The sequence below is a fragment of the Rhodococcus sp. T9N genome (assembly GCF_024436645.1).
GTDB lineage: Bacteria > Actinomycetota > Actinomycetes > Mycobacteriales > Mycobacteriaceae > Rhodococcus_F > Rhodococcus_F qingshengii.
In genome coordinates, this window is record NZ_JAMSKS010000016.1 from 17,705 (window position 1) to 41,304 (window position 23,600).

Genomic DNA, 23,600 nt, shown 5'->3' on the forward strand with positions numbered 1-23,600 from the left:
GGGCTGCCGACAACGTCAGGCTTTGACCACCTTGCGCCCGAGCAGCGATGCAACCAGTCCGTCGACGAAGGTCGCCTGACGGCCGAGAGGATCGGAATCCGCTCCCGCAACGCTGCCGATCGAAATCGATCTCGTCAGGCCGGTCTCGCTGATGAATTCGGCGGCGAGGTGCGCTTCTCGGAATGTGAGGCCGCCCAGATGTGTCGTGTCGTCGACGCCGAGAACACGCCCGTCGATGATGTCCATGTCGAAGTGGACGTGGACGCCGTTCACACCCTGTCCCGCCGCGGCGAGAACGCGAGGCATCAAGGCCGCCATGCCATGGCGATCGATCTCGTCGATCGTCACCAGCAATACCCCGTACTCGTCGAGTGCGCGCTTGTGATCGACCGTGGCGTTCTTGACGCCCACCAAGACGGTGTTCTCCAAACTGGGGCCGTGCAGATCCGCCGCCGACGACAGCAGTTGTTCGATATCGCCGTGGGAGGCGAAAATGATTGCACCCAAATCGGTTCCGGGTTCGGTGGCAATCGGAATTCTGGTGTTCTGCCAGGCCTCGGTAGTGAGCCACAGCGGCAGCGTTGTGAGATCCGCGGCGGCGTTCTCGGCTTGAATGCAGTTGAAACCGATTCCGGACATGTCCTCGCGTAGACCGTGATCGAGGAGATGGCTTGCCAGCCCGGTAGTTTCGAGGTCGATCAATTCGACGGTCGCATTGGCATCGATCGGTTCGGTGCCCAGGACGTAGCGCTTTTCGACGTAGGGCGATGTCATCGCCATCAAGAGCGCGCCGTAATCGATCGTGAAGTCGACCGTGCCACCCAGTCGGTATTCGTCACCTGTTTCTCCGGCGTCGACGAGGAGGTGATCGCTACTGGCGCTGATCACCTTCAGACGCGGATCGATCGGGGTCAAGCCTTCCGGCGAGATGTCTTCGCGGCCGATGGACAAGATCAGGCGTCGACTCGGCTTGTCCTCGTTGTCGAAGACGGGGCGTCGGCCGAATGCGTCTTCCCCTGAGACTCCATACGGCCGCGACGGCTTGACCTTGGCCTCGATGATGTCCGCGGTGAGAGTGAAGGCATCGTTGTTCAGCAGTTCGTACAGTCCGGGGGGAGTAGGTGATTCGGCCAGAACAATGCTGGCGCCCAAACGCAGATGGTTGATCCCCTCGGGCATCGTGCCCGTCTCGAGTAGTGGCAGCGAGAACGTATTGCCGCCGGAAACGATCGGCAGTTCGATCGAGAACCGCTTCGTGATTTCGTCGGCTAGGTAGACCAGATTCGACAGGTTGTCGACGGTCGGCTGGATGCCACCGACGCACGCGAGGTTCGCGCCGATTCCGATCAGTCTGATGCCCTCGATGGGAAGGATTTCAGCGACTACGTCCAACGCCTCCGCCGGCAGGATTCCTTCGCGGAGATCTCCGAGGTCGATCATCAGCACGATGTCGTGGACGACTCCTCGCGTTCGTGCTGCTCTGCCCAGAGCAGCAATCGTCGTCAACTCGGAGTTGAGGCTGATGTCCGCGTAGCGGATCGTGTCGTCGATCTCGTTCAACGACGGTGCGCGGATCAGCATCAAGGGAACGGTGATGCCGTCGCGGCGAATGCGGGCCAGGTTGTCCAGGCGGGAGTCGGCGATCTGCGCGACGCCGCCGCGGACCATTGCTCGCGCCACCTTGGGGGAGCCACATGTAGATTTGCTGACGCCCGCCACCTCAATACCCTTGGCATTGGACGCTTCGACGAGGACGCGCGCATTCTGTTCGATACGACGCAGGTCGACGGTGATGGTCGGTCCGGTCATGATCTCCCCGTTTTCTCCGAAGGCGGTTCACGATCCGGGCATTCCAGACCGGACGGTTGGCGTGAGCTGGACAACTTTGCTCCAACTGTTGTGTCGCAGGACACTTACGTGCAGTATGAGGATACAACAGTTTCCTACCAGGCACTCTAGAGGAGCGTCGATGGCTACTCTCGTCAAACACGTACTTCGGCGCAAGCCGGCTTTGCAGATAGACCAGGAGACCGGCGCAGATACCAACGGCGGTGAGCTGACCCGCAGTATCGGTTTGGCGCAGTTGTCCATGTTCGGCATCGGCGCCACGATTGGCACCGGCATCTTCTTCGTCCTCTCGCAGGCAGTCCCGGTTGCCGGTCCGGCAGTGATCATCTCCTTCGTTGTTGCCGGTATCGTCGCGGGACTCACGGCGATCTGTTACGCGGAGTTGGCCGGAGCTGTCCCAGCGTCGGGCTCGTCGTATTCCTACGCTTACGCGACGCTCGGAGAGCTTCCGGCCATGGCCGTCGGCGCGTGTCTGCTTCTCGAGTACGGAGTCTCGGCCGCGGCGGTGTCCGTCGGATGGTCGCAATACTTGAACCAGTTACTGGGCAACCTCTTCGGGTTCCAGATTCCCGACGCGTTGTCACAAGCGCCGGAGCAGGGCGGCATCATCAATCTGCCCGCAGTGATCCTGGTGTGCCTGTGCGGTATTCTGCTCATTCGCGGCGCCAGTGAATCGGCCAAGGCCAACGCCATCATGGTCTCGATCAAACTCGCGATTCTGCTGCTCTTCATCGTGGTCGGCATCGCCGGATGGAACAGCAATCACTTCGCCGACTTCGCACCGTTCGGATTCAGCGGCGTCATGTCCGCCGCCGGAATCATCTTCTTCTCCTATATCGGCCTCGACGCAGTGTCCACCGCCGGTGAAGAAGTGAAGAACCCTCGTCGCAATCTCCCTCTCGCGATCCTCATTGCACTCGTGTCCGTCACCGCGATCTACATCGCCGTTGTCGCCGTGGCGATCGGTGCACAGGATTCCGCATCGTTCGAAGGTCAGGAAGCCGGACTGTCCGCCATCCTCGAACAGGTGACCGGATCTACCTGGCCGGGAACACTTCTGGCCGCCGGTGCGGTGATCTCGATCTGCAGCGTCACGCTCGTGGTCATCTACGGTCAGACCCGCATCCTGTTCGCGATGTCACGCGACGGCATGATTCCGTCGATCTTCCACAAGGTGAACCCGCGGACTCTGACGCCGGTGCCCAACACCATCATCGTCTGCGTCGTCATCAGCATTCTGGCCGGTTTCATTCCCATCAACTTCCTCGCCGAAATGACCAGTATCGGAACCCTGGTGGCCTTCCTTGTGGTCTCGATCGGGGTCATCATCCTGCGGCGCAGTGACCCGGACCTGCCGCGCAGCTTCAAAGTTCCCGGCTATCCGGTCACACCGATCCTCTCGATCCTGGGCTGCCTGTGGATCATCAAGGACCTCCGAACCGTCACGATCTACGTGTTCCTCATCTGGGTGACCGTCGCGATCATCTGGTACTTCGCCTACGGAATGAAGCACTCGCGCCTCGGGGCGAAGAACCGCGCCGAATTGGGATCGGAGTCCGAGTCATGACGCTGCTCGCGGGATACGCACCCGACGGTGACAGTTCCGGAACCGTCCATCTGGCAACGCTGTTGGCACGCTCGTCCGGTGAACCGTTGGTGATCTGCGCGGTGATTCCCTCGCCGCCACTGCCCGGAATGGCGCGTGTCGACGCCGAATACCACCAGCAATTGCGAGCCGAAGCCGAAGCGGCGCTGGCGAAAGCGCGGGCCGACATGCCCTCGGACGTCGACGTGACCTATGTCGTGCATGAGGCGCAGTCGACGTCGAGTGGCCTGCTCGATCTTGTTCACGAGCACGAAGCCAAGATGATCGTCCTGGATTCGTCTACGGCCGGGGTGTTCGGTCACGTGGCTCTCGGCAGTGTCACCTCCCGCTTGCTGCACAGCTCCGACGTTCCGGTCGCCCTGGCGCCGAGGGGATTTCGAACCAAGCCCGGTGAGGTGGTTCGCCGCGTCACCGCCGCATACTCGGGCACACCCGATCAAGACGATCTGGTGCTCGCCGCCGCGACCGTGGCTGCGCGTGTCGACGCCGGACTCAGACTGGCGGCGTTTGCAGTTCGCGCAAACGCGCAGTACACGACCACACTCGGGACCGAGGGGGATTCACCGATCATCTCCGAGTGGGCCGAGGTAGTCGAGCGCGAGACCAACGCTGCCTTCGAGCGCGTGCGTGCACTGCCCGAAATACCCGACGTCATGGAATCGGTTATCAGCCATGGTCGTAACTGGGCCGAGGCGCTCGAGGGCGTCGAGTGGGATCGAGGTGACGTTCTGACAGTCGGCTCGAGCAAGGCAGGTCCACTGGCCCGGGTCTTCCTCGGCAGTCGCGCAGCGAAGATCGTGCGGTACTCACCGGTTCCGGTGGTAGTGGTGCCGCGATCGGCGTCGACCCGAATAGTCGATCAGGCCGAAGCGGAATAGAGATCAGGGCCGACAAGCGGAGTGCTTGTCGACCCTGATCTTTCAGATCGAGCGGGAGAAGAGCGCGGGCTCGGAGCCGGGAACCTGAGAGACCTGTTCTCGGGCAACCAGATGGCGCAGGTGAGCTGCACCCTCGGACAGCGCCATCGTCTTGCCCATCGGGGAGATCTCGGCCCACGGCTTGTACCACTTCATCTTTGCCGCGACGTCCCACACGGTGAGCTTGTCGTCGGCGAACTCTTGCAGCAGGTGATCGAGTCGCTCCTGGTGATGCTCGATCAGCTCGCCGGCGCGGCCACCGACGTCGTCGATCGGAATGCCGTGAGCGCCGAGACCGCGGGTGATGTTCATGTTCTGCACGCGTGCGAGCGAGTGGAGGAAGTCGGCGAGGGCGTCTCGCTCGTCGAGGGGGTACACGAAGTTGCCGACGTGCGGTGTTGTCTTCTGCAGGACGTGGTCGCCGGTGAACATGACGTCGGCGTCGTCGAGGTAGAAGCAGACGTGGCCAGGCGTGTGGCCGGGGGTGTAGACAACGCGGAGGCCGCGGCCGGTGAGTGCGATGATCTCGTCGTCGGCGAGAAGACGGTCGGGAGCGGACTCGGGGCCCACGGGAGACTCACCCGCGGCAGCCAGTCGGAATGCATCACGGTCAGCTGCGGGCGCTCCAGCACGTTCCATGTTGTCGAGCTGGTACGCCATCCACTCCTCGTTACGCGCAGTGGCCATCTGATCGAACAGGTAGTGGTCGTCCTCGTGCATGGCGATCCAGGCGCCGGACGCCTCGCGGACCCGTCCGCACAGTCCGGTGTGGTCCGGATGGAAGTGCGTGACCACAACGCCCTCGATGTCGGTCACCGAATGCCCGATCTCGGCGAGCCCCGCGTTGAGGCCCTGCCAGCCGTTGTCGTCACCCCAGCCAGCGTCGACCAAGATCAGTCCGCCGGGGGATTCCATGGCGTAGACGAGCGTGTGCCCGAGCGGGTTGTCCGTGATCGGGACAGGAATCTGGAATATGCCATCACCGATGGCTGCCGCACCATTCATAACAAGTACCTCTTAACGAGTAAGGGAACGCACTCTTAGTACTTCATGTTTACCGTGCGCTTGATTGGTCGGTGACACAGGTCCTGCCTGGCGGGAGTTCGGCATGTTTTCGGTCGACTTCGGATCGGTGAGAGTTTTATCGACTGAATGGTCTCCTTGAGTCGAAAGTTCCTGCTGAATAGCGTATTTCGCGAATTCGTTGCGTTGGGCGCTTCCTCGGATCGCGGATCCGTCGAGCAGTCGCGCACTAGCCTCCGAGGGACAGGCGCGCTGTGAGGTTATCGAGAAAGACGGGTCATGCGTTTTCAGGTTCTGGACATCATTTTCAACCCACCCCATCCAGTGACCGGCGAGGAAGTTGCCCCGTCCGACCGGCTCAACCGTGTCGTCGAACTGGCGGTTCTCGCCGAAGAACTGGGTATCGATTCGTTCTCGGTGGGTGAGCGCCACGCCGGGCCGGTTCTTTCGTCGGCGCCAACCGTCGTTTTGGGGGCAATTGCGCAGGCCACAGACAGAATCCTGCTCTCGACGGGTGTCACCGTTCTGTCGCTACTCGACCCGATTCGAGTCGCCGAAGATTTCGGAACCATCGATCAGCTGAGCCGGGGACGCCTCGAGATCGTGATCGGCAAGGGCAACGAGGTCCTTCAGTACCCGCTCCTCGGGTTGGATATCGCCAAGCAGTACGAATACCTCACCGAGAACTATGAACTCCTCAAACTGCTGATCAGCGAGGAAAACGTCAAGTGGGTGGGGACTCACCGACCATCGCTCGAGGACGCGACGACGCTACCGCGTCCCTACGACGGACCGTTCCGTATCTGGCATGGATCGGCTACCTCGTTCGAGGCCGTCGAACTGGCGGCGAAGTGGGGCGACCCCATCGTCACCGCCAACGCCTTCCAGCCTCGTGAGAACTACAAAGTGCTGATCGACCACTACCGCGAGCAGTACCTGGCGTACGGGCACGACCCGTCCAAGGCGTACGTCGGATCGGGTTCGGGCGGATTGTTCCTCGCCGACACGACCGAACAGGCGATCGAAGAGTTCCGTCCGATCTACGAAGGCGCCGTTGCGCAGGCCGACAAACGCAAGCACGATCCCAAAGCGGTCGGAAAGTCGACGAGCTTCCGGACGATCGAGGAAGCCGTCGACCGCGGGCCGGCGTTGGTCGGGTCTTCGGAGCGAGTCGCCGAGAAGATCCTCGATTATCACGAGAGCTACGGCCACGATTTCCAATCGGTGTCGGTCAATCACGTGCTCGACTTCGAGCAGCAGAAGGACACCCTGCGCCGATTTGCGGAAGAGGTTATCCCGCTGGTGAAGGCCGAACTGTCGACGACACTGTGGACGTCGGTCGACAAAGATCGGGCGAAGGGTTTTACCGCCGTCGCCTGAGCCGTCAGATTTCGGTTGTGCCATTTGTGCTTCAGTTTGCGCGGCATATGGTCGTCTTCCTCCCGGGCGGAGGCAGTAAAGCCGCTTCGGATCAGGATTCTGTCTTCTACAGCAACACCGTGGACGAGGACGGCGCAGTCAAGCTCTCCGTCGGCAGTGCGAGTGATAGTGGGCCGAGTGTCCGCGTAGATTTCGATGCTCTACCTGCGGGTCGCCAACTTGCTGTCCCCGCAGCAGCAGTCGATGGCGACAATTCTTTCGGCGACTTAGGAGCAGTCTCAGTCGGTTTAGGGTCCCGACGGAAAACTTGCCATTTCTGTACTCGGCCTTGGACTGTCGAACGAACGATGGTTCTTGCCGATCTATCCGCCGCGCAGATGTTTGGCGCCGTCGGGCGGCAGGTCAGGGGCATAACCACGGACTTGGCGCTATTGCTGTCCCGGTTACGGTGTCGAGGTGGGCGACTGACCTCGATTTCGTTCTCTGAAAAGTGAAGTGAGATCCAGCCGCATTGCGGCGAGTGCGGGCCAGCCGAAACGACTCGGAGCTCGCCGATATACCGCCATGCGAAAATAGCCGGCTGCGACGCTCAGCGTCGAGGCCCTGGCGTTGACAGCGTGGCTCATACACTGACAACGCGTCGACTGAAGTTACGACAACGATGACAACTGCGGAGCCTTCAAGTACACCGAAACCTCGGCTCTCAAAGCGACAACCAGGCAGGTGCCGGTGGGTCTTGGTGAGCAAGCTGAGAGCAGTTCCGGAGCGGTCACGTTGCATCGAGTTGATTACCCGGTTACTTCCAGTGGCACCGCGAGCCGGATATAACCAGCCGGTATGGAATTCGCCGTCGCAGATCTCAAGGGGTGCCCGAGATTCAGTACGGATTTTCTGCATCGGCCTTCAGATCCGCCGCATCGGGCGCTGTCACATATACGTTCGGGAATGTTCAGGTTCGGATCGCACGATCCGACCCATTGTCACAGTTTATGCTTGTGGATGGTTTGCGATCCCCGATTACTTGATCGTTGACGTAGCCGCATGACGAATACCGCGACATACCCGCAAATAATCGCGAGGACCCCATTCGAGCGAAGCCGATCTCGATAATTGGCTGACCTAATGCTGTGGTCGCGAACGAAATTTGGCAAGCTGGTCGCGGAGGTGTCGGTCCTCCTCTGTACGGTATTGCGAAGTTAGCGCAGAGAATCCGTTCGAGATTTTCGGCGGTGCTCATCTTTTTCGAATCTTTGTAGCGAACAACAGTAATGGTTTAGGTGATACCAGGGTTCGACCTTCGAGAGGGACATGGTTGTGAAGATTGTATTTCTGCACGGAATCGGTGACGGCGATCCGAAATCGAGTTGGCTCGAAGGTCTCGACCGCGGTCTCGAACAGGCCGGTTTCGGCGCGGTCAATCGGGATATGGTCATCGCACCTCACTACAGTTCGTTCCTCACAACAAACGGTATTGGTGCGAAGCTGCCCCCGGTGACGTACAAACCGCGCGACGACTCGGCCAGTCGCCGCGGCTTTGAGCGGCGCCAGGCGAGAGTCCAGCGGATTCTGGGTCTCGAGGGCGGGGTCCGTACCTTCGGTTTCCATCGTGTGCCCGGGCAGGTTCTCGCTCCACTGCAGCAGGCCGCGATCGGATCGCTATCACTCTTGGATCTGCAGCAAGTACGCAAGTACGTTCGGGAGGAACCGGTCCGCGGAGCGATCCTGCGGCACATCCTTGACCATCTGCCCACCTCTGGCGAGATCATTCTGATCGGCCACAGCCTGGGCAGCGTCATCGCGATCGATCTTCTCGACCACCTTCCTGAAAATGTCCATGTCCGCAGGTTCATCACCATCGGTAGCCCGGCGAATGTGCAGGCCGTTCACGACAGCAGCGAGCGATTGCTCAAGAAGTTTCCGTACGGCCGGGTCGATGACTGGTCGAACTTCCTCGATGTCGGCGACGTCGTCACCGGCGGCAGGGGGCTGGCGACCACCTTTCCCGGCGCCCAGGATTTCGTCATCGACAACGGCGCATCCCATGCCTCTGGGGCGTATCTCGGACATCGCGCCCTCGCCATGCTGGTTGCAGATCTTCTGTACCCCTCGAAGGAAATCGCCATCCGCACATCGGATATCGCGGTTCGTCTCAATGACAACGAGGCCTCGGTGTTGTTGATGCTGCACTACGCGCATGCGGTCCACCGCAACCTCAAAGACAAAGCGCTGGCCGAACGCTACCGACATGCACTCGACATCGTCCAGGACAACATCGTCGCTCAAATAGAGCAGGCCGCGTCAGTGAGTGGACAGCCCGTCGCAGTCGAACTACAGCAACTGAGCAATGGTCAATTGCCGATGATTCCGCATCGATGGGAGATCCACGAAGTGGTCGGCGAGTTGGTGGTGCTCGCGCTGACGAACATCATCGATCCGTATGAACTCGAAATTGGCAACGCCCCCCGCGACGCACTCGCCGACATCGCCGTCGAATTGGGGTTCGTGCGTCAGCTCGGAAAGACAGTGAGCACCGCCCTCGAAGACGTCCAGAAATGCTTGGACAGTCGCGGTGGCGTCCCCTGGGGCAGGGTAATTACAGCCGCAGTCGGTCTCGCCTTGGTCGCGGCCGGACCTGTCGGGCTTATGCTCGCAGCGCCGGCTGCCGCGGCAGGTGGCGCCGCTATCGTCGGCGGGCTTGCAGCATTCGGGCCGGGAGGGATGATCGGTGGTCTCGGAATGCTTGGTGGTTTGGCCGGAGCGGGCGCGGCGGTGGCCGCGGGCGCGGTGGTAGGCGGCGGTGCCCCCGATCAGCCGATCACGGATTCGACAACGTTGATCCTGCGGGTATCGACCGAGCATGCACGCAAGATGCTCGGCCTTCCTCATGACGAAGCGCTCTGGTACCAGTTGGCGGATGTGGAGACGAAACTCTCCGCCCGAATCAACCGCCTGACGGCGTTCAGCGATCCGAAGTCGGGGCAGTTGACTCAGCTGCAGGCAGCCAAGTCGACAATCACGAAACTGATGGCATTCATGCTCGATCGAGGATTGGCGCCGCGAGCCATCGAAGCAGCAACTGGAGAGAAGCCCTTAGCTGACATTGAAAAGGAACTCGTCGACTTCACAGCGCTGACGTAACGCGTTTCAGTGGCTGGTGAACGTCATTTAAGTCGCGAAGGCACTTGCCTCACTTACTAGTGATACGGAATTGACCACACTCTTGCTTCGATTACCGGCGGACAGGTTGCGGAGCCAGTGTCGGTCTGCGCAAAGATCAATGAAGCGCACTGGGCCATTGGTCAGTACGGATACGCAGTAACGCGCAACTCGCTTCCTCCTGTCAAGGCTCTCGATCGGTCAATCAGCGTCGGAACTAGTCGATACGCCGACCACTGTCACGAGTGCCGCCAACACAAAGGAGTGCTACCGAAAACTGGTGAACGCCGAATCCGAAGCGGGAAAGCTGGCTGCGCTCAACTTCTCGTTCGGGCGGTCGTTCGGGGGCTCGGTGCTGGCGCGATGTTGTCGATCACAGGCGAGAGAACTCGCAACTCCGTAACGAGTTTTCTCGTCTGCCGATTATCAATGTGAGCGAATCGCTACCGCGTGAAGGCGGCACGATGCGGAGAATGCTAACGGCGATGATCGCCGGAGTTGCTCGTTCGACACAACAGCGTGCGGGAACGCACAGGAGACTGACATGAAGAGAGCGCTTATCCTCGCTGTTGGCGCATTGCTCTCGTCGTTCAGTCTTTCTGCTTGCGGCGGCCCAGGCACAGACTTGCCGTCGACAACCCCATCAAGCTCATCGTCAACAGCCGTCCCGGCAACTGAGTCCGTAGTACCTCCCCCAAGTAGCACACCCGAGGTCGCGCCGATCACCTTCGTATGCGGCGATCTCTCCCTCTACCAGTCAGGTACCGCGTTGTACTCCGATAACACCACTGGCTACGAGGCATCCTGCGACACCTATGTGCCTCCGGCAACTACACAAGCTTCGGAAAGGGTTCTACGGTACTGCGATTACCCGGGAACTGCGGTGTACACCGATGGCTCGTACTCCACGACCGATCCGGCCTGTGCGGAGATGCGTGCGGAGGCGAACACGAATCCCGGAGGTGGTTACCCATATGACCCTGACGAAGACCGGAACGGTGATGGTGTCGTAAACGGATACGAACGCTGCGGTGTTAAGTGTGGCAAAGAGCCGACCAGCGGTGATATCCAAACGCAGCACGGCTGCGAGCAGGGCTACATCACCGGACCTGCGTGCGAGCCGTACTCAGGCTGATCTTGGGGCGGCCTCGCCCGCAATCCCAGTCGTCTGGTTGGTACTGCGACATCTAGGGGGCGTTGCGTCGTTGAATTACGCCGACGAAAGTAGCTGTAGGCGAATGTTTTTCGCGATTCAGGCGCGTTCGGCGTCTAAATCGGCGACTGATATGAGCGATCGGCCAAGCCGCACAAAGGAATAGCAGGCCAACCCGTCGTGGTCTGTTGGATGAGTTCGCTGCCAGGCCGAAGGTCATTGCGCTGCACAGTCGCGAAACCGGCAGTGACGATCTTTCCGTCGTCGTTCCTGCCACGCAGTCGATTTTCATTCGGTCGCTTTCGGTCGTCCCGTGGAGCGACGACAAACGTAAGCGTGCGCGAATCTCTGCAATCGCAGAGATGCACGCACGCAAAACTAGCCGTGAGGTATTGCTTACTTGCTGGGCGTCGAGGTGACCGCCCTGATGCTGAGCTCGCCGTCTGCTTCATCGCCGCACGCACAGTCACAGTCACCGCCGCAACCGCCGGGATTGCAGTCTCCGGCGTAGCTGTCGTCATCGGCGTCGCAGTCGAGGTCTCCGCCGAAGGATTCAGCAAAATCGTCGTCGAGTTCGTGAGTGAAGTCGTGAACCTCGTCGATCAGGTTCAGCAGATGCTGCGGAGCGAAGGGATCGGCGTCGAGCATCGTGGAGACCAGTAGGTGGTCGCCGCTGAAGGCGAAGCGCAGGCGTGGCCATTCCTGCGCGAGTTCGATCAGTTGAGTCGCAGCGTGCGAGGGATTGCCGAGGCCCGTCAGGACCGAGGACCAGACGTTGATCTGAGGGCCGTCATCCGCAACAGTTACGTAGACGACAAACCCGTGAACCGGCACGACGATGTCGCCATCGTCATCGGTGGCAGGCTCACTGCCCAGTAGTTCGGCGAGGGTCTGGACGCACAGGCGAACCAACTCGTCGCGCTCATCCGTCACCAAGGCAATTGCGCCGTTGATGTGGAGGGGCTGGTCGGCGGTCGTGTCTTGGTCGCTCATGGATCCTCATGTTCTGTGCCAGTCCGAGCAGGCGCTGGGCACTGTTTTCGTACGGTAGCTGTCAGGTCTACGGTAATCGGCGCACACTATTGTCCGCGCAGTGGATGATCAAAGATGCCTGGGTAGGTCCGTGTTGATCTGGACTTGACAGCCGACCAGCGACGAGATGCGAGCCCCGACAAATCGGGCAACCTTGTGGCAGTGAGTATCTCGGCTGTCGGTAGGTAGATCTAGCCTCCATACATGACGGGTCAGCGAGTTCGGCGAGCTTCACATCTGCGTTTGGTACCTGCACATCAAGCGACGCAAAGCCAGATGAAGGTCCTTACGCCGAGGCAGATGCGGAATCAGCGTCGACGGCCGGAGGTGGCGAACTTTGTCATGCGGATCGAACTCGATTGCATCACGCCGCCTATTTGGAGACGGTTTTCGGTCCCGTCGAATATCGAACTGGACCAACTTCATTCGATTGTGCAGGCGGTGATGGGGTGGGGAGATCAACACGCTCATCAGTGGGTGAGTGTCCATCATTCAACGGACAATGGCCCAGATCGGTATATCGCGCCAGAGGTGATCGAGCGCGACGGATACCAGGAAGACGAGTTTGGTGAGGACGAAGTCCGGATCGACGAGGCAGTTACCGCGGTCGGGGAGTACGTCCGTTATGAGTACAACGCCCGCGCAAGGTGGAGTCACACGTTGGTTCTCGAGCAGATTGTCGAAGACCAGCCGATTTCTGAGCCATCCTGTCTCGACGGCGAGAGAGCGTGCCCGCCGGAGGATTCTGGCGGTCCGATCGGGTATCGCGAGTTCCTGAACGTGCAGGCGAGTACCGGACTGTTCGATCCCGAACGTTTTGTTCCCGCAGAGTCCAATGCAGCAGTCACCATTGCAGTGGCACTGCATAAGTCACCACCTGTGGGAAGCTCGGTGTTCGAGAAGTTCTTGCGCCGCCTGTCGGTTCATTCCGCGCCGAAACTGTTTGCCGCAGTTGCCAAATCGGAGCTTCGTGGCGGATATGACAACTATTTCGAGGTGATGCGTGAAGGAGTAACCCGCCAACTGCTGTGGCTGCTGAACTCCGCGCGAGGTGGTGGGATTGTTTTGACGGCGTCCGGGGCACTTCCTTCGGACCATGTTGCGGCCGCCCGAGACGAACTCGATTGGGACAGTGACGGGATCGATGTCATGGCAGGGAGTGACTCGCAATTAGCAGTACTCGTTGAAGTCGCAAAGACACTGAGATTTGTCCGGAAACTCCGAGGCACATTGCTTCTGACTTGACTCGGCGCGTCAGTGCTTGCATATGAAGGCGAGCTGTGGCGTCACATCGTGTCGGCCATGCCGTTGGGAAAGGGTGAGTTGGCGCAGGAAGCCGGCCGAATTCTGTTCCTTACGTTGGCTGCCGGCTTGTCGGAGTCCGAACGTAGTGAAGTGATGATCGAAGGCCTCACGGCATTGGGTTGGTCGACAACAGACGGAACACGACTCGGGGACGACGATTGGACGTGGATGGTGCGAGACACTCTCGTGTACTTGCGAATGATCGGGGCGATTGTCTCCAATCCGCTGGACCAGCATGTTTCCGCCGATCCCGAGTGGGGCCGACGGTTTGCCAGGATGGTCCTGTCGATGTAGGTATGCGATCGAATCGAGCATCGATTTCAATCGATGCGGAGTTGTTATATGCGCTGGAAGCGCACGATTTTACTGCGGCGGAAACATGAATATTTTCGGGTGGGAAAATATCGGAGTTTTTGTTCGAAATTGCCATCATGCTATGGTCGATTCTCAGTTGTTGAATTGCGTGGTCGAGTCAAAAGCTTGCGCAGAAGATTTATTTTGTGGAGGTTGGGTTTCCGAAAAGACGAAGTGCGTGTTGCTAGTCAATTGAATATGTGACCGGTGTTGGTATGGCGGTCGCTCCTAGGGCGTGCAGAAACGAAGCGCAAAGATCCTGAACAGGGGTTTTGTGCTTTGCTCTGCCGATTATGTGCGAAGGATGTGGCATGTGACGGGGTCCGACATGGTCCAGTTCAGTACCTTGGTAATTGTTTCACTGCTTGTTGCCTTTTATGGTGGAACATTTCTGATTTCTCTTCGTATTGGTAAGAAACAGGAAAATGCCGACGGTTTTATGACCGCCGGAAACAAATTAGGATTTGGTGTTTCGGCCGCGAGTATGACGGCCACCTGGATTTGGGCGTCGTCGATGTATGCATCCGCCACTTCTGGCTACACCTACGGAATCTCCGGCCCCATTCACTACGGTTTATGGGGCGCGTTGATGATTCTCTTCATTTATCCGTTTGGCCAACGAATTCGCAAAGTAGCGCCGAAAGCCCACACACTGGCTGAGGTCATGTACGCGCGGCACGGACGCTCGAGTCAGCTGATGCTCGCGGGCTCCAATATCGTCGGCAGTCTCATCAGTTTGATGTCGAACTTCCTCGCCGGTGGTCTGCTGATCGCATTGCTTTCGCCGTTCAACTTCATCCAGGGTGTGTTCATCGTTGCGCTGGGCGTTTTGCTGTACACGCTGTGGTCGGGCTTCCGCGCTTCGGTCTTGACCGACTTCGTTCAGCTGATCGGAATGCTCGGTGCGGTAGCGGTTTTGGTGCCGTTCATCTTCTTTGCGGCGGGGTTCCCGGCAGCCTTCGAATCCGGGGCAGGCAACCTTACTGCTGAGCAGGGCAACTTCTTCTCAAGCGTTGCCTTCTTCGAGCAGGGCGCGCCGTACATCGCGGCAGTTCTTGCCTACGCAATCGGCAACCAGACCATTGCCCAACGTCTGTTCGCGGTCCGCGAAGACCTGATCAAGCCCACCTTCATCACCGCAACCGTCGGATACGGCGCAACGGTCATTGGTGTCGGAATGCTGGGTGTTCTCGCTCTGTACCTCGGAATCGAGCCGATGGATGGTGACGTCAACAACCTGATTCCGCAGATGGCCGCGTCGTATCTGCCCGGAATTTTGCTGGCCGTCTTCTTTGTCATGATCATCGGCGCGCTGTCATCGACGGCAGACTCGGACCTTGCTGCGCTCTCGTCCATCGTGATGACCGACGTTTACGGCCAAGCCGTCGCAGGCAAGGCCAATGCGAACCCTCGACGGATGCTGCTCATCGGCCGAGTAACGATGATAGTTGCCACGGCGGCGGCTATCTCCTTGGCAAGTCTGCAACTGAGCATTCTTGATCTGTTGGTGTTCGTCGGCGCGCTGTGGGGCGCGCTGGTGTTCCCGGTTATCGCGAGCTTCTATTGGGGAAAGGTCACCAACAAGGCCTTCACTGTGTCGGTTCTGGTGGCGCTTGCCGCCTTCTTGCCCGTCCGATTCAGTTGGGTGCCGATGGATGGGATGTTCGGGCTCTTCTTCGACATCGTTGCCGTTATCGGTATCGGAGTGGTGCTGGGACTCATGGTATTTGGATTCTTCGGTCTGAAGGTTGCGCAGATCGTCGGTGGCCTGGCGATCGTGCTGTCCGCGCCGTTCGCGATCGGCTTCCTGCACGATTACCCAACGCTCAGCGGATCTTTGGTGGCCTATGCCGTCAGTACCGTCGTGTGCTTTGCGATGTCCGTCAATCAGCGTGAGACGTTCGATTTCGAACTGATCAAGCAGCGGACGGGAGACTTCGACGATGACGAGCTTCCTGCCGTGGGAGCGTCCAGAAAGTAACCGTCGAGACAAGTGGAAGGAATACGAATGAGTACAGCTCTACTGACCATTTATGTTCTGATCTGGCCGGCGTTGGTCTTGGTCGTGCTGGGAGTCATCAGCAAGGGATTCTTCAAGGATTGGGCAACCGCTCGCCGCAACGGTGAGGATCTGGTCTAACTTTTCACGCCGCCACCGACGGACTTCTTGTCGGTGGCGGCGGTCATATTGCGTCGGACACTGGGGGCAGCGTTATAGTTGCCCAGTGCAACACGACGGAGCAATGGCGCTCACCGGTCCACCAGCCGTTCATGACGAGCTGGTGCACCTGACGCGGCAGTTGATGACGGGGGATCGGCATTCCGATGACCACCCGTCGATCGCCCAGCATTCGTTCCTCTCCTTCATCGGCCGCAATGACGGATGCAAGGCCACGGAGATCTCCGAAGTCTTCGGCGTCAACCGCTCGACCATCTCGCGCCAAGTGCGCGGGTGCATCGAGGCAGGCTGGGTATATGCCGATCCGGGATCCGTTCGTCAGGGCAATCCGCTGCACCTCACGGAGGCTGGCCGCAAATACCTCGACGCCGCCGACGCGCGTCGGCTCGACCAAGTCGCCGGCAGGCTGCACGATTGGACCGAGTCCGAGGTCGCAGACTTCGCCCGCGCACTCCACCGCTTCAGAACCAGCATCGAATCGCAGACCAACGGAGATGACACCCTGTGAGTGAGTACAGCGCCAAAGCCCAGTTCACCATCTCCGACAACGAGTCCGTGGTGCACACCGTCTTCACTCACGCCGAGCGCACGCCCGAACTGACGGTGTTCTCCCGCCCCAAGGGCGAGGTTTGGGTAGACGTCACAGCCAAAGAGTTCGCCGAGCAGGTCACCGGCGTCGCAAACGGTCTCATCGCCGCTGGCGTGCAGGCAGGCGACCGCGTCGCACTCCTCTCGGCGACCCGATACGAGTGGACGCTCTTCGACTTCGCCATCTGGGCGGCCGGCGCCGCTACCGTCCCGATCTACGACTCGTCGTCTCAGGGGCAGGTCAGCTGGATCCTCGGAGACTCCGAGGCCGTCATCGCAATCGTCGAAACCGGCGCGCACGAGCAGCTGTTCCAGGACGCGCCAAGCACTCTCAAAGCCGTCATGCAGATCGACGACGGAGCAGTCGAGAAGCTAACCGCACAGGGTGCCGACGTCGACGACACCGAGCTGAAGAAGCGACTCGCGGGCATCAAGGCCGACGATCTGGCGTCACTCGTCTACACCTCCGGCACGACAGGCCGTCCCAAGGGATGCATCCTCACGCACCGCAACTTCCTGTCCGAGGTGCGCGGGATTCTCACGGCATCGATCGGCAAGGTGGCGGTTCCGGGAAACCGAGTCCTGACCTTCCTGCCGCTCGCTCACGTACTGGCCCGCGCGGTGTCCCTCGCGACGTTCGAAGCTGGTGCGTCGCAGGCCCACTGGTCCGACTTTGCCACCATCACAACCCAATTCGAGCGATACAAGCCCAACACCATCCTCGGTGTTCCGCGGGTATTCGAAAAAGTCCGTGACGGCGCAGCACGCAAGGCGGAGTCCGGTGGAAAGATTCCGGGCGCGATCTTCGCTTTCGCAGAAACCACTGCAAAGGAATACAGCCAAGCTCTCGACAAAGGCGGTCCCTCGCTGATCTTGAAGGCGAAGCACGCAGTGGCAGACAAGCTCGTGTACTCGAAGCTTCGTGAAGCTCTCGGCGGCGAATGCTGGTTCGCGATCTCCGGCGGCGGCGCCCTGACTCCTGAGCTGGGGCACTTCTTCCGTGGGCTCGGAGTTCCGATCTACGAGGGTTACGGTCTCACTGAAACCACTGCGGCGCACTGCGTCAACGTCCCGGGTGCTCAGAAGATCGGAACCGTCGGACAGCCGATGGGCGGCAACGGGGTTCGCATCGCCGAGGACGGCGAGATCGAACTCAACGGCGGGGTTGTCTTCAAGGGCTACTGGAAGAACGACAAGGCCACCGAAGAGTCGTTTGTCAACGGCTGGATGCGCACCGGGGATCTCGGTGAACTCGACAGCGACGGTTACCTTTCCATCACGGGACGCAAGAAGGATCTACTGGTGACGGCGGGCGGCAAGAACGTCTCGCCCGGCCCGATGGAAGACCGTATCCGTTCACATTCCATCGTCTCGCAGGCAGTCGTCGTCGGTGACGGGAAGACCTACATCACGGCGCTGCTGACCGTCGACCCCGAGGTGTTCGAGAAGTGGAAGGCCGAGAACGGCAAGCCTTCTGGTGCCACCGTCGCCGAACTACGTGACGACAAGGACCTTCGAGCGGAGCTGCAGAAGGCCGTCGACGACGCCAATGCCGCTGTCTCACATGCGGAGTCGATCAAGAAGTTCGTCATTCTCGATCGCGATCTGACCGAGGAAGACGGTGAGATGACAGCGACGCTCAAGATCAAGCGCAATGTCGTCGTCGATCGGTTCTCGAAAGAGATCCAAGGAATGTACGCGAAGAGCTAGGCGCGTTTGGGGAACTGCTCGCGGTAGGCCATCACGTCATCGAGGCGGAACCTGCGGTGGGTGCCGCGTAGTTCGATCGGAAGTTTCCCGGCGTCGGCGAGTTTGCGTACATACGTGTCCGAAACGCCGAGGATCTCTGCTGCCTGCGAGGTGGTGAGGAGTTCTGCGACGGGCCCGAGGGCGACGCTGTCTCCGGCAGCGAGGTAGGTCAGGAGCTGCACGACGGCGTCGCCGACCGACGGCGGAATCTCGATGCTCACGCCGTCGAACGCCAGCGTGGTCGTGTCCGTCGAGGTTGCGGCTCTCTCGGCCAGGGCCGTTTTGATTCGCTCGGCAGCGTCGCCGTCGACTGCGGAAACGATGTGGTCGATGCTCACGCGGTATATCTCCGATCGAAGGCAGTGTTTCGCAAGCATAGACAGCGACAGTGTCCGTCGGCACGCTGGCTAGCGCCGTGTGCGTTGCATTACATGAGTGCCGTGAGTGGGAAACTATTTACCCACGTAGATCGGAATTCGAAGGTTTTGGCGCCCAAAGATATTCGACTCGACGCATATGTAACTCACCAAATTTGGTGTACCCGCAAGTAACATCCTGAGCGTGGCTAGACGATCGGTAACGGTGAGATTCGACGTAGAGGAACTGAGGGCCCTAGAGACCCTCCAAGAGCTCACGGGCGCGGACATTTCCAGCGTCATACGTGAAGCTGTGATCGAACATGCTCGTCGATGTGTTGTGCAGGGAAAGCCCCGCGACATCACCGAGCGACGTAAATCGCTGACCTTGCAGGAAGCCTTCGCCAAGTACTCCGCGTTGTGCACCGACGAGGAGCGGGAAGCGTCGTAGCGCTCTGTCGATGCGGCGGTGACTGGTTGAGTTCACAGTGATTCTGACTGTGGCGCTGGGTAGTTCGTTCGAGGAATATTGCGGCAACAGAAGTGTTGCGTAGACCTCTGACAGGAGCTGGCCAGTGACGGACGTCCTCGAACTCTCCACCGATGTATTGGTGATCGGTGGTGGCCCCGCCGGCGCATGGGCAGCGTTGCGCGCGGCCAAGGCCGGTGCAGACGTCGTCCTGGTCGACAAGGGCTACTGCGGAACGAGCGGCGCAACGGCCCCCTCCGGAACAGGTGTTTGGTACGTCGAACCGGATACGACTGCCCGTGAGCGGGCGAAGGCCGGTCGTGAGGCGCTCGGCGGATATCTTGCCGACCACCATTGGATGGACCGCGTCCTCGAGCAGACCTACTCCAACATGGATCTCCTCGCGGTGGAGGGCAGATATCCGTTCCCCGTCGACCCCAGCACGGGCAAGCAGATCCGTACCGGCTTGCAGGGACCTGAGTACATGCGACGGATGCGCACCTGGATTCGTCGAGCCGGGGTGCGGATCCTCGACCATTCGCCGGCACTGGAGTTGTTGGTGGACGGTGAGGGCCGAGTTCGCGGAGTCGCCGGATACCAGCGTCACGAACATCAGGACTACCGCGTCTCAGCAGGCGCGGTAGTGGTCGCCAGCGGAGGTTGTGCGTTTCTGTCCGGTGCGCTGGGTACCAACGTCGATACCGGTGACGGTGCATTGATGGCAGCGGAAGTCGGAGCGGAGTTCTCCGGAATGGAGTTCTCGAACGCGTACGGGATCGCGGCGGCCGGATCGACGATCACCAAGACGGCTTACTACGCGTACGCGACGTTCTTTCACGCAGACGGAAGCGTGCTCGAAGGTGCCGGTTCGGCGAAGGGGAGGTCCGTCATCGCCAGCACGTTGCGGAACGAGCCGGTCTTCGCGCAGATCGATCGGGCCGACGCCGAGGTGCAGCGTCGAATGAGGCTGGGGCAACCCAACTTCTTCCTGCAATTCGATCGCCGCGGAATCGATCCCTTCACCGACAAATTCGAGGTCGGCATGCTCGCTGAAGGCACGGTGCGCGGCACTGGGGGAATCAACGTCGTCGACGACGATTGCGCGTCATCCGTTCCAGGACTGTTTGCCGCCGGGGACGCTGCGACCCGAGAGCGAATCTGCGGAGGGTTTACCGGCGGGGGAAGTCACAACGCCGCGTGGGCGATGTCTTCTGGTTCGTGGGCGGGAACCGGTGCTGCGCGCTATGCGCAGTCGGTCGGACGCGGGGCTACCAGTGGTCTACGCGGAGCCGGAACCGTCGGATTGCGTAAGCCGGCACGAACCGGGTTTGCTGCCGACTATGTGGTGAAAGCTGCTCAGGCGCAGCTGATTCCCTTCGACAAGAACTACCTCCGCAGCGGTGATCGAGTATCCGCAGCGCTCGGTGAGCTCGAATCGCTGTGGGGTGCAGTGAGTGCGGATCTGGGCGCGGATTCTGCAGGGCGGATGGCAGCGCGGCAGGCTGCCGCGATCACGGCCGTCGGTCGCTGGATGTATCACTCGACGTTGGCGCGGACCGAGACTCGGGGAATGAGCAAGCGGGACGATTATCCTGAACTCGATGTGACGCAGCACCATCACGTTCTTACCGGCGGTTTGGATGCGGTGTGGACCCGAACTTCTGAATCCGCCGGGTCTGCACTGGTGGCGTCATGATCGAGCTGGTTTCTGCGCCTGACTGCATCGGCTGCGACAAGTGCGTAGACGTCTGTCCCACAGATGTTTTCGACCGGACGCCGTCGGGTGTCCCGGTGATTGCGCGCCAATCGGATTGCCAGACCTGCTTCATGTGCGAGGCATATTGCCCGACGGATGCGTTGTATGTGCATCCGCAATCCACACCATTGGAAACGGCCGATGTGATCGAGGACGATCACATCGGCCGCTACCGAGAGAAGATCGGATGGGGCAAGGGGCGGGCACCTGGGTCGCTGACCGCGGTGGGTCCCGAGGTGCCCCGTCCGGTCACGACCTGACGAGAATCTTGACCGCAGTGTCGTTGTGCTCGATCAGAGTGGTGAATCCTTCGGAGATCAACTCTTCGAGCTGAATACGACCGGTGATGAATGGCGCCAGATCGACGACACCGTCCTGGACCATCTTGATGACCGCTTCATGGTCACGGACGTACGCGATGGTTCCGCGTAGATCGATCTCCTTGAGGACCAGCTTCTGCATGTCGATGGTCGCGGGCTTGCCCCAAATCGACACGTTGACAACAACTCCAGCAGGCCTGACCGTGTCGAGCATGGTGTCGAGTACTGCGTTGACGCCTGCGCACTCGAAACCGATGTCTGCGCCGATGCCTCCGCTGAGTTCGAGGACGCGCGCTTTGACGTCTTCGGTGGTGGGATCGATGACGTAGTCGGCGACTCCACTGGAGAGGGCCTTGGCTTTGCGGGCTTCGCTGAGTTCGGTGACGATCGTCGTGACACCCAGACCCTTGAGGACTGCCGCAACGAGTAGTCCGATCGGTCCGGCTCCGCCCACGATGGCGACGTTGCCGCTTTCGGCTCCACTGCGTACGACGGCGTGATGGGCGACGCTCAACGGTTCGATGAGAGCTGCCTCGTCGAGCGGGATGTTGCCGATCTTGTGGATCCAGCGACGGTCGACGACGACCTTCTCGCTGAGTCCGCCACCACCGCCGGCCAAGCCGATGAACCCCATCTTCGTACACAGGTGGTAGTTGCCCGCCTTGCACGGGGCGCACTCGTTGCAGACGAAGTACGGCTCGACGACAACATTTTCGCCGACCTCGACGTCCGTGACACCTTCGCCGACCTCTTCGACGGTGCCGGAGAACTCGTGGCCCATCGTGACCGGCGCATTCTCGTGTGAGAGTGGATGCGGGTGTCCGGGTGCGGAGATGAAGATCGGTCCCTCGAGGTACTCGTGGAGATCGGTGCCGCAGATTCCGCACCATGCGACCTTCAGCTTGACTGTTCCTGGCCGCAATTCGGGCTCAGGGATCTCTTCGATCCGGATGTCTTTCTGCCCGTGGAACCGTGCTGCCTTCATTGATCCGCACCTCACTTCGTTGTGAATCCCCTGGTAGATCGACGCTAGGCCGATTATCGGCGTGGGTGAAGGGTTGCAACGGAATGCAATGTCGTGGAACCGATCGGTGCTGGCGAGCGTCCAATACTGTGAGCGGGCCGCGAATGAGGGGGAGTGCTGTGGGAGTGAGGGTTGCAGTGGTCTTGGTCGCGGCCGCGTTGTTGGTTGGGGGGTGTTCGTCGACGGTCGAGGGGCGTGCAGTTCGCCCAGATGGAGCAGATGGGCTCTTCGACCCATGTTCGGCAATTCCGGACGATGTTGTCGCGAGTCTTGGCGTTGACGTCGGGACGGAGGACAACGGAGTGCTCGGTGTACGTCAAGCGGAGTTCGAAATCTGTAGCTGGGAATCCGACTGGTACGCGCTGGGCGTTTGGTCGACATTTCACACGCTTGACGATGTTCGTCGAAATCCCAAGGACACGGACATCCGTGATGCTCCTATGGTTGCTCCCGGCGCTGTCACCTTTCGCGAGGTCACTGACATCCAAAAGAATCTATGCATGGTCGCGATTCCGGTTGTTCAGGGTGCGGTGTTCGTAAGAGTGGATGCATTTCTGGGCGAGCGACACCAGGAGGAAGTCTGCGCATTGGCGACCCGCCAGGCGATCGCCCTGCTGGCGTACTTACCAAAGTGATACTTGTGTTGAGAAGGATGGCGGCAATGGTTGAGGTATTTTCACTAGATTCGAAAACTGCAGAACTACTGCGCGATTGTTGCGGCGATTGGCTTGGTGAGTTGCGCAATCTCTTCGTTCCCGCTCAGCGATTGGGAACAGTCGATGGCTTCGGGACTCTCTCATCGGGGCAGGCGTTGCGGGACAAGTTCGCGCAGAAGGCTGTCGGTGGCCCGGATGCGCTCGTCGATGTTTTGGCGAGTCATATCGCGGTCATGGAGGCGATGCAGGCTCAGTTTCAAGCCTGCATCGACAACGCATTCGATCAGGAGTCGTCGAACGTCTCGACTTTGAGGTCGATCGACCAACCGAACTGAGTCAGTGGATGTGTTGCTGCCAATCGGCTGGGACACGACCCTTAGGCCCTGGGGTCGGCTGATCTACGGGATGTGAAGTGGGCGCCGCCAATTCAGGTCCGTCGTACGCCTCGTTGGTTTCGAAGCTCCAGAACCAATCCTCACCGGGTTCGTAGCTCTGCATGAACGGATGCTTCGTCGAGGCCGCATGCTTGCTTGCGTGCTGTGACGGTGAGGAGTCGCAACACCCAACGTGACCGCATTGCGCGCATCGACGCAGGTGCACCCACCAACCGCCGCTCGCATCGCATTCAACGCATCCCGCGCCACTAGGCGGCACGCTCGGATCGATCCCCGCTGGAAGTCCGTCGGTCATGGTCCACCCTCTCGCTGACTGAAGTCGGTCATTTCATCG

General features: G+C 60.1%; 21 protein-coding genes. 15 read left to right on the forward strand and 6 right to left on the reverse strand.

What is annotated here, in order from left to right:
• Positions 1 to 15 precede the first annotated feature (15 nt).
• Positions 16 to 1,809 (reverse strand): alanine racemase, encoded by a 1,794-nt coding sequence (locus M1L53_RS23320; RefSeq protein ID WP_054187302.1) that lies wholly within the window; start codon positions 1,807 to 1,809, stop codon positions 16 to 18.
• Between the two features lie 160 nt (positions 1,810 to 1,969).
• Between M1L53_RS23320 and M1L53_RS23325 the strand changes: the two genes are divergently transcribed.
• Positions 1,970 to 3,415, forward strand: a complete 1,446-nt coding sequence (locus M1L53_RS23325; RefSeq protein ID WP_054187303.1) for an amino acid permease — start codon at positions 1,970 to 1,972, stop codon at positions 3,413 to 3,415.
• The gene (locus tag M1L53_RS23330) at positions 3,412 to 4,332 is read left to right on the forward strand and encodes a universal stress protein (protein WP_054187304.1); all 921 of its coding nucleotides are present in this window, start codon (positions 3,412 to 3,414) and stop codon (positions 4,330 to 4,332) included. Before M1L53_RS23325 ends, M1L53_RS23330 begins: the two co-directional genes overlap by 4 nt.
• Positions 4,333 to 4,374: 42 nt before the next feature.
• Here M1L53_RS23330 and M1L53_RS23335 read toward each other — a convergent pair whose 3' ends face one another.
• Complete coding sequence (locus M1L53_RS23335) at positions 4,375 to 5,376, reverse strand: MBL fold metallo-hydrolase (protein WP_054187305.1); 1,002 nt, start codon at positions 5,374 to 5,376, stop codon at positions 4,375 to 4,377.
• Positions 5,377 to 5,673: 297 nt separating this feature from the next.
• On the opposite strand from M1L53_RS23335, the gene M1L53_RS23340 reads away from it, so the two are divergent.
• The gene (locus M1L53_RS23340; protein ID WP_054187306.1) at positions 5,674 to 6,774 is read left to right on the forward strand and encodes an LLM class flavin-dependent oxidoreductase; all 1,101 of its coding nucleotides are present in this window, start codon (positions 5,674 to 5,676) and stop codon (positions 6,772 to 6,774) included.
• Between the two features lie 1,314 nt (positions 6,775 to 8,088).
• Complete coding sequence (locus M1L53_RS23345; protein ID WP_185744467.1) at positions 8,089 to 9,912, forward strand: alpha/beta hydrolase; 1,824 nt, start codon at positions 8,089 to 8,091, stop codon at positions 9,910 to 9,912.
• Between the two features lie 1,567 nt (positions 9,913 to 11,479).
• Here M1L53_RS23345 and M1L53_RS23350 read toward each other — a convergent pair.
• On the reverse strand, positions 11,480 to 12,076 hold the full coding sequence (locus M1L53_RS23350; protein WP_054187307.1) for a T3SS (YopN, CesT) and YbjN peptide-binding chaperone 1: 597 nt from the start codon (positions 12,074 to 12,076) through the stop codon (positions 11,480 to 11,482).
• Positions 12,077 to 12,457: 381 nt separating this feature from the next.
• Here M1L53_RS23350 and M1L53_RS23355 point away from each other — a divergent pair, with 381 nt between their 5' ends.
• From M1L53_RS23355 to M1L53_RS23380, 6 genes are all read left to right on the forward strand, one after another.
• Positions 12,458 to 13,360, forward strand: a complete 903-nt coding sequence (locus tag M1L53_RS23355; protein WP_232319013.1) for a plasmid pRiA4b ORF-3 family protein — start codon at positions 12,458 to 12,460, stop codon at positions 13,358 to 13,360.
• Positions 13,361 to 13,417: 57 nt separating this feature from the next.
• Positions 13,418 to 13,714, forward strand: a complete 297-nt coding sequence (locus tag M1L53_RS23360) for a hypothetical protein (protein ID WP_232319014.1) — start codon at positions 13,418 to 13,420, stop codon at positions 13,712 to 13,714.
• Between the two features lie 388 nt (positions 13,715 to 14,102).
• Complete coding sequence (locus M1L53_RS23365) at positions 14,103 to 15,755, forward strand: sodium:solute symporter family protein (protein ID WP_185744510.1); 1,653 nt, start codon at positions 14,103 to 14,105, stop codon at positions 15,753 to 15,755.
• A 27-nt stretch (positions 15,756 to 15,782) separates the two neighbouring features.
• Positions 15,783 to 15,914, forward strand: a complete 132-nt coding sequence (locus M1L53_RS23370) for a putative transporter small subunit (protein ID WP_003941363.1) — start codon at positions 15,783 to 15,785, stop codon at positions 15,912 to 15,914.
• 85 nt (positions 15,915 to 15,999) lie between these two features.
• Positions 16,000 to 16,461, forward strand: a complete 462-nt coding sequence (locus M1L53_RS23375) for a MarR family winged helix-turn-helix transcriptional regulator (RefSeq protein WP_080726576.1) — start codon at positions 16,000 to 16,002, stop codon at positions 16,459 to 16,461.
• Positions 16,458 to 18,251, forward strand: coding sequence for a long-chain fatty acid--CoA ligase (locus tag M1L53_RS23380; protein WP_050655369.1), 1,794 nt, complete (start codon positions 16,458 to 16,460; stop codon positions 18,249 to 18,251). Before M1L53_RS23375 ends, M1L53_RS23380 begins: the two co-directional genes overlap by 4 nt.
• Here M1L53_RS23380 and M1L53_RS23385 read toward each other — a convergent pair.
• Positions 18,248 to 18,628: a helix-turn-helix domain-containing protein gene (locus M1L53_RS23385; RefSeq protein WP_050655368.1), complete on the reverse strand. Its 381-nt coding sequence runs from the start codon at positions 18,626 to 18,628 to the stop codon at positions 18,248 to 18,250. The two genes, M1L53_RS23380 and M1L53_RS23385, sit on opposite strands and share 4 nt — an antisense overlap.
• Positions 18,629 to 18,851: 223 nt before the next feature.
• On the opposite strand from M1L53_RS23385, the gene M1L53_RS23390 reads away from it, so the two are divergent.
• From M1L53_RS23390 to M1L53_RS23400, 3 genes are all read left to right on the forward strand, one after another.
• On the forward strand, positions 18,852 to 19,097 hold the full coding sequence (locus M1L53_RS23390) for a hypothetical protein (RefSeq protein ID WP_223257939.1): 246 nt from the start codon (positions 18,852 to 18,854) through the stop codon (positions 19,095 to 19,097).
• A gap of 124 nt (positions 19,098 to 19,221) precedes the next feature.
• Positions 19,222 to 20,811: an FAD-dependent oxidoreductase gene (locus tag M1L53_RS23395; RefSeq protein WP_054187309.1), complete on the forward strand. Its 1,590-nt coding sequence runs from the start codon at positions 19,222 to 19,224 to the stop codon at positions 20,809 to 20,811.
• Positions 20,808 to 21,131, forward strand: coding sequence for a ferredoxin family protein (locus tag M1L53_RS23400; protein WP_007726052.1), 324 nt, complete (start codon positions 20,808 to 20,810; stop codon positions 21,129 to 21,131). The genes M1L53_RS23395 and M1L53_RS23400 overlap by 4 nt, the downstream gene beginning before the upstream one ends.
• Here the strand turns inward: M1L53_RS23400 and M1L53_RS23405 are convergent.
• A complete protein-coding gene (locus M1L53_RS23405; RefSeq protein ID WP_003941279.1) occupies positions 21,121 to 22,176 on the reverse strand; it encodes a 2,3-butanediol dehydrogenase in 1,056 nt (351 codons plus the stop codon). The genes M1L53_RS23400 and M1L53_RS23405 overlap by 11 nt on opposite strands.
• A 143-nt stretch (positions 22,177 to 22,319) precedes the next feature.
• On the opposite strand from M1L53_RS23405, the gene M1L53_RS23410 reads away from it, so the two are divergent.
• Both M1L53_RS23410 and M1L53_RS23415 read left to right on the forward strand, forming a co-directional pair.
• Positions 22,320 to 22,850 carry a DUF3558 domain-containing protein gene (locus M1L53_RS23410; protein WP_232319015.1) on the forward strand — a complete coding sequence of 177 codons (531 nt, stop codon included), beginning with the start codon at positions 22,320 to 22,322 and terminating at the stop codon, positions 22,848 to 22,850.
• 26 nt (positions 22,851 to 22,876) lie between these two features.
• Entirely contained in the window at positions 22,877 to 23,206 is a 330-nt protein-coding gene (locus M1L53_RS23415; RefSeq protein WP_054187311.1) for a hypothetical protein, read from the forward strand.
• A 1-nt stretch (position 23,207) separates the two neighbouring features.
• On the opposite strand, the gene M1L53_RS23420 is transcribed toward M1L53_RS23415, so the two are convergent.
• Positions 23,208 to 23,561: a UBP-type zinc finger domain-containing protein gene (locus M1L53_RS23420; protein WP_003941317.1), complete on the reverse strand. Its 354-nt coding sequence runs from the start codon at positions 23,559 to 23,561 to the stop codon at positions 23,208 to 23,210.
• Between the last annotated feature and the right edge of the window lie 39 nt (positions 23,562 to 23,600).

Excerpts from the sequence above, each read along its gene's own strand:
- M1L53_RS23405 (WP_003941279.1), bottom strand. The coding sequence starts at position 22,176 with ATGAAGGCAGCACGGTTCCACGGGCAGAAAGACATCCGGATCGAAGAG.
- M1L53_RS23360 (WP_232319014.1), top strand. The coding sequence starts at position 13,418 with ATGCCGTTGGGAAAGGGTGAGTTGGCGCAGGAAGCCGGCCGAATTCTG.
- M1L53_RS23335 (WP_054187305.1), bottom strand. The coding sequence starts at position 5,376 with ATGAATGGTGCGGCAGCCATCGGTGATGGCATATTCCAGATTCCTGTC.
- M1L53_RS23350 (WP_054187307.1), bottom strand. The coding sequence starts at position 12,076 with ATGAGCGACCAAGACACGACCGCCGACCAGCCCCTCCACATCAACGGC.
- M1L53_RS23415 (WP_054187311.1), top strand. The coding sequence starts at position 22,877 with ATGGTTGAGGTATTTTCACTAGATTCGAAAACTGCAGAACTACTGCGC.
- M1L53_RS23355 (WP_232319013.1), top strand. The coding sequence starts at position 12,458 with ATGCGGATCGAACTCGATTGCATCACGCCGCCTATTTGGAGACGGTTT.
- M1L53_RS23410 (WP_232319015.1), top strand. The coding sequence starts at position 22,320 with ATGAGGGGGAGTGCTGTGGGAGTGAGGGTTGCAGTGGTCTTGGTCGCG.
- M1L53_RS23320 (WP_054187302.1), bottom strand. The coding sequence starts at position 1,809 with ATGACCGGACCGACCATCACCGTCGACCTGCGTCGTATCGAACAGAAT.
- M1L53_RS23400 (WP_007726052.1), top strand. The coding sequence starts at position 20,808 with ATGATCGAGCTGGTTTCTGCGCCTGACTGCATCGGCTGCGACAAGTGC.
- M1L53_RS23325 (WP_054187303.1), top strand. The coding sequence starts at position 1,970 with ATGGCTACTCTCGTCAAACACGTACTTCGGCGCAAGCCGGCTTTGCAG.
- M1L53_RS23370 (WP_003941363.1), top strand. The coding sequence starts at position 15,783 with ATGAGTACAGCTCTACTGACCATTTATGTTCTGATCTGGCCGGCGTTG.
- M1L53_RS23420 (WP_003941317.1), bottom strand. The coding sequence starts at position 23,561 with ATGACCGACGGACTTCCAGCGGGGATCGATCCGAGCGTGCCGCCTAGT.
- M1L53_RS23330 (WP_054187304.1), top strand. The coding sequence starts at position 3,412 with ATGACGCTGCTCGCGGGATACGCACCCGACGGTGACAGTTCCGGAACC.
- M1L53_RS23365 (WP_185744510.1), top strand. The coding sequence starts at position 14,103 with ATGGTCCAGTTCAGTACCTTGGTAATTGTTTCACTGCTTGTTGCCTTT.
- M1L53_RS23340 (WP_054187306.1), top strand. The coding sequence starts at position 5,674 with ATGCGTTTTCAGGTTCTGGACATCATTTTCAACCCACCCCATCCAGTG.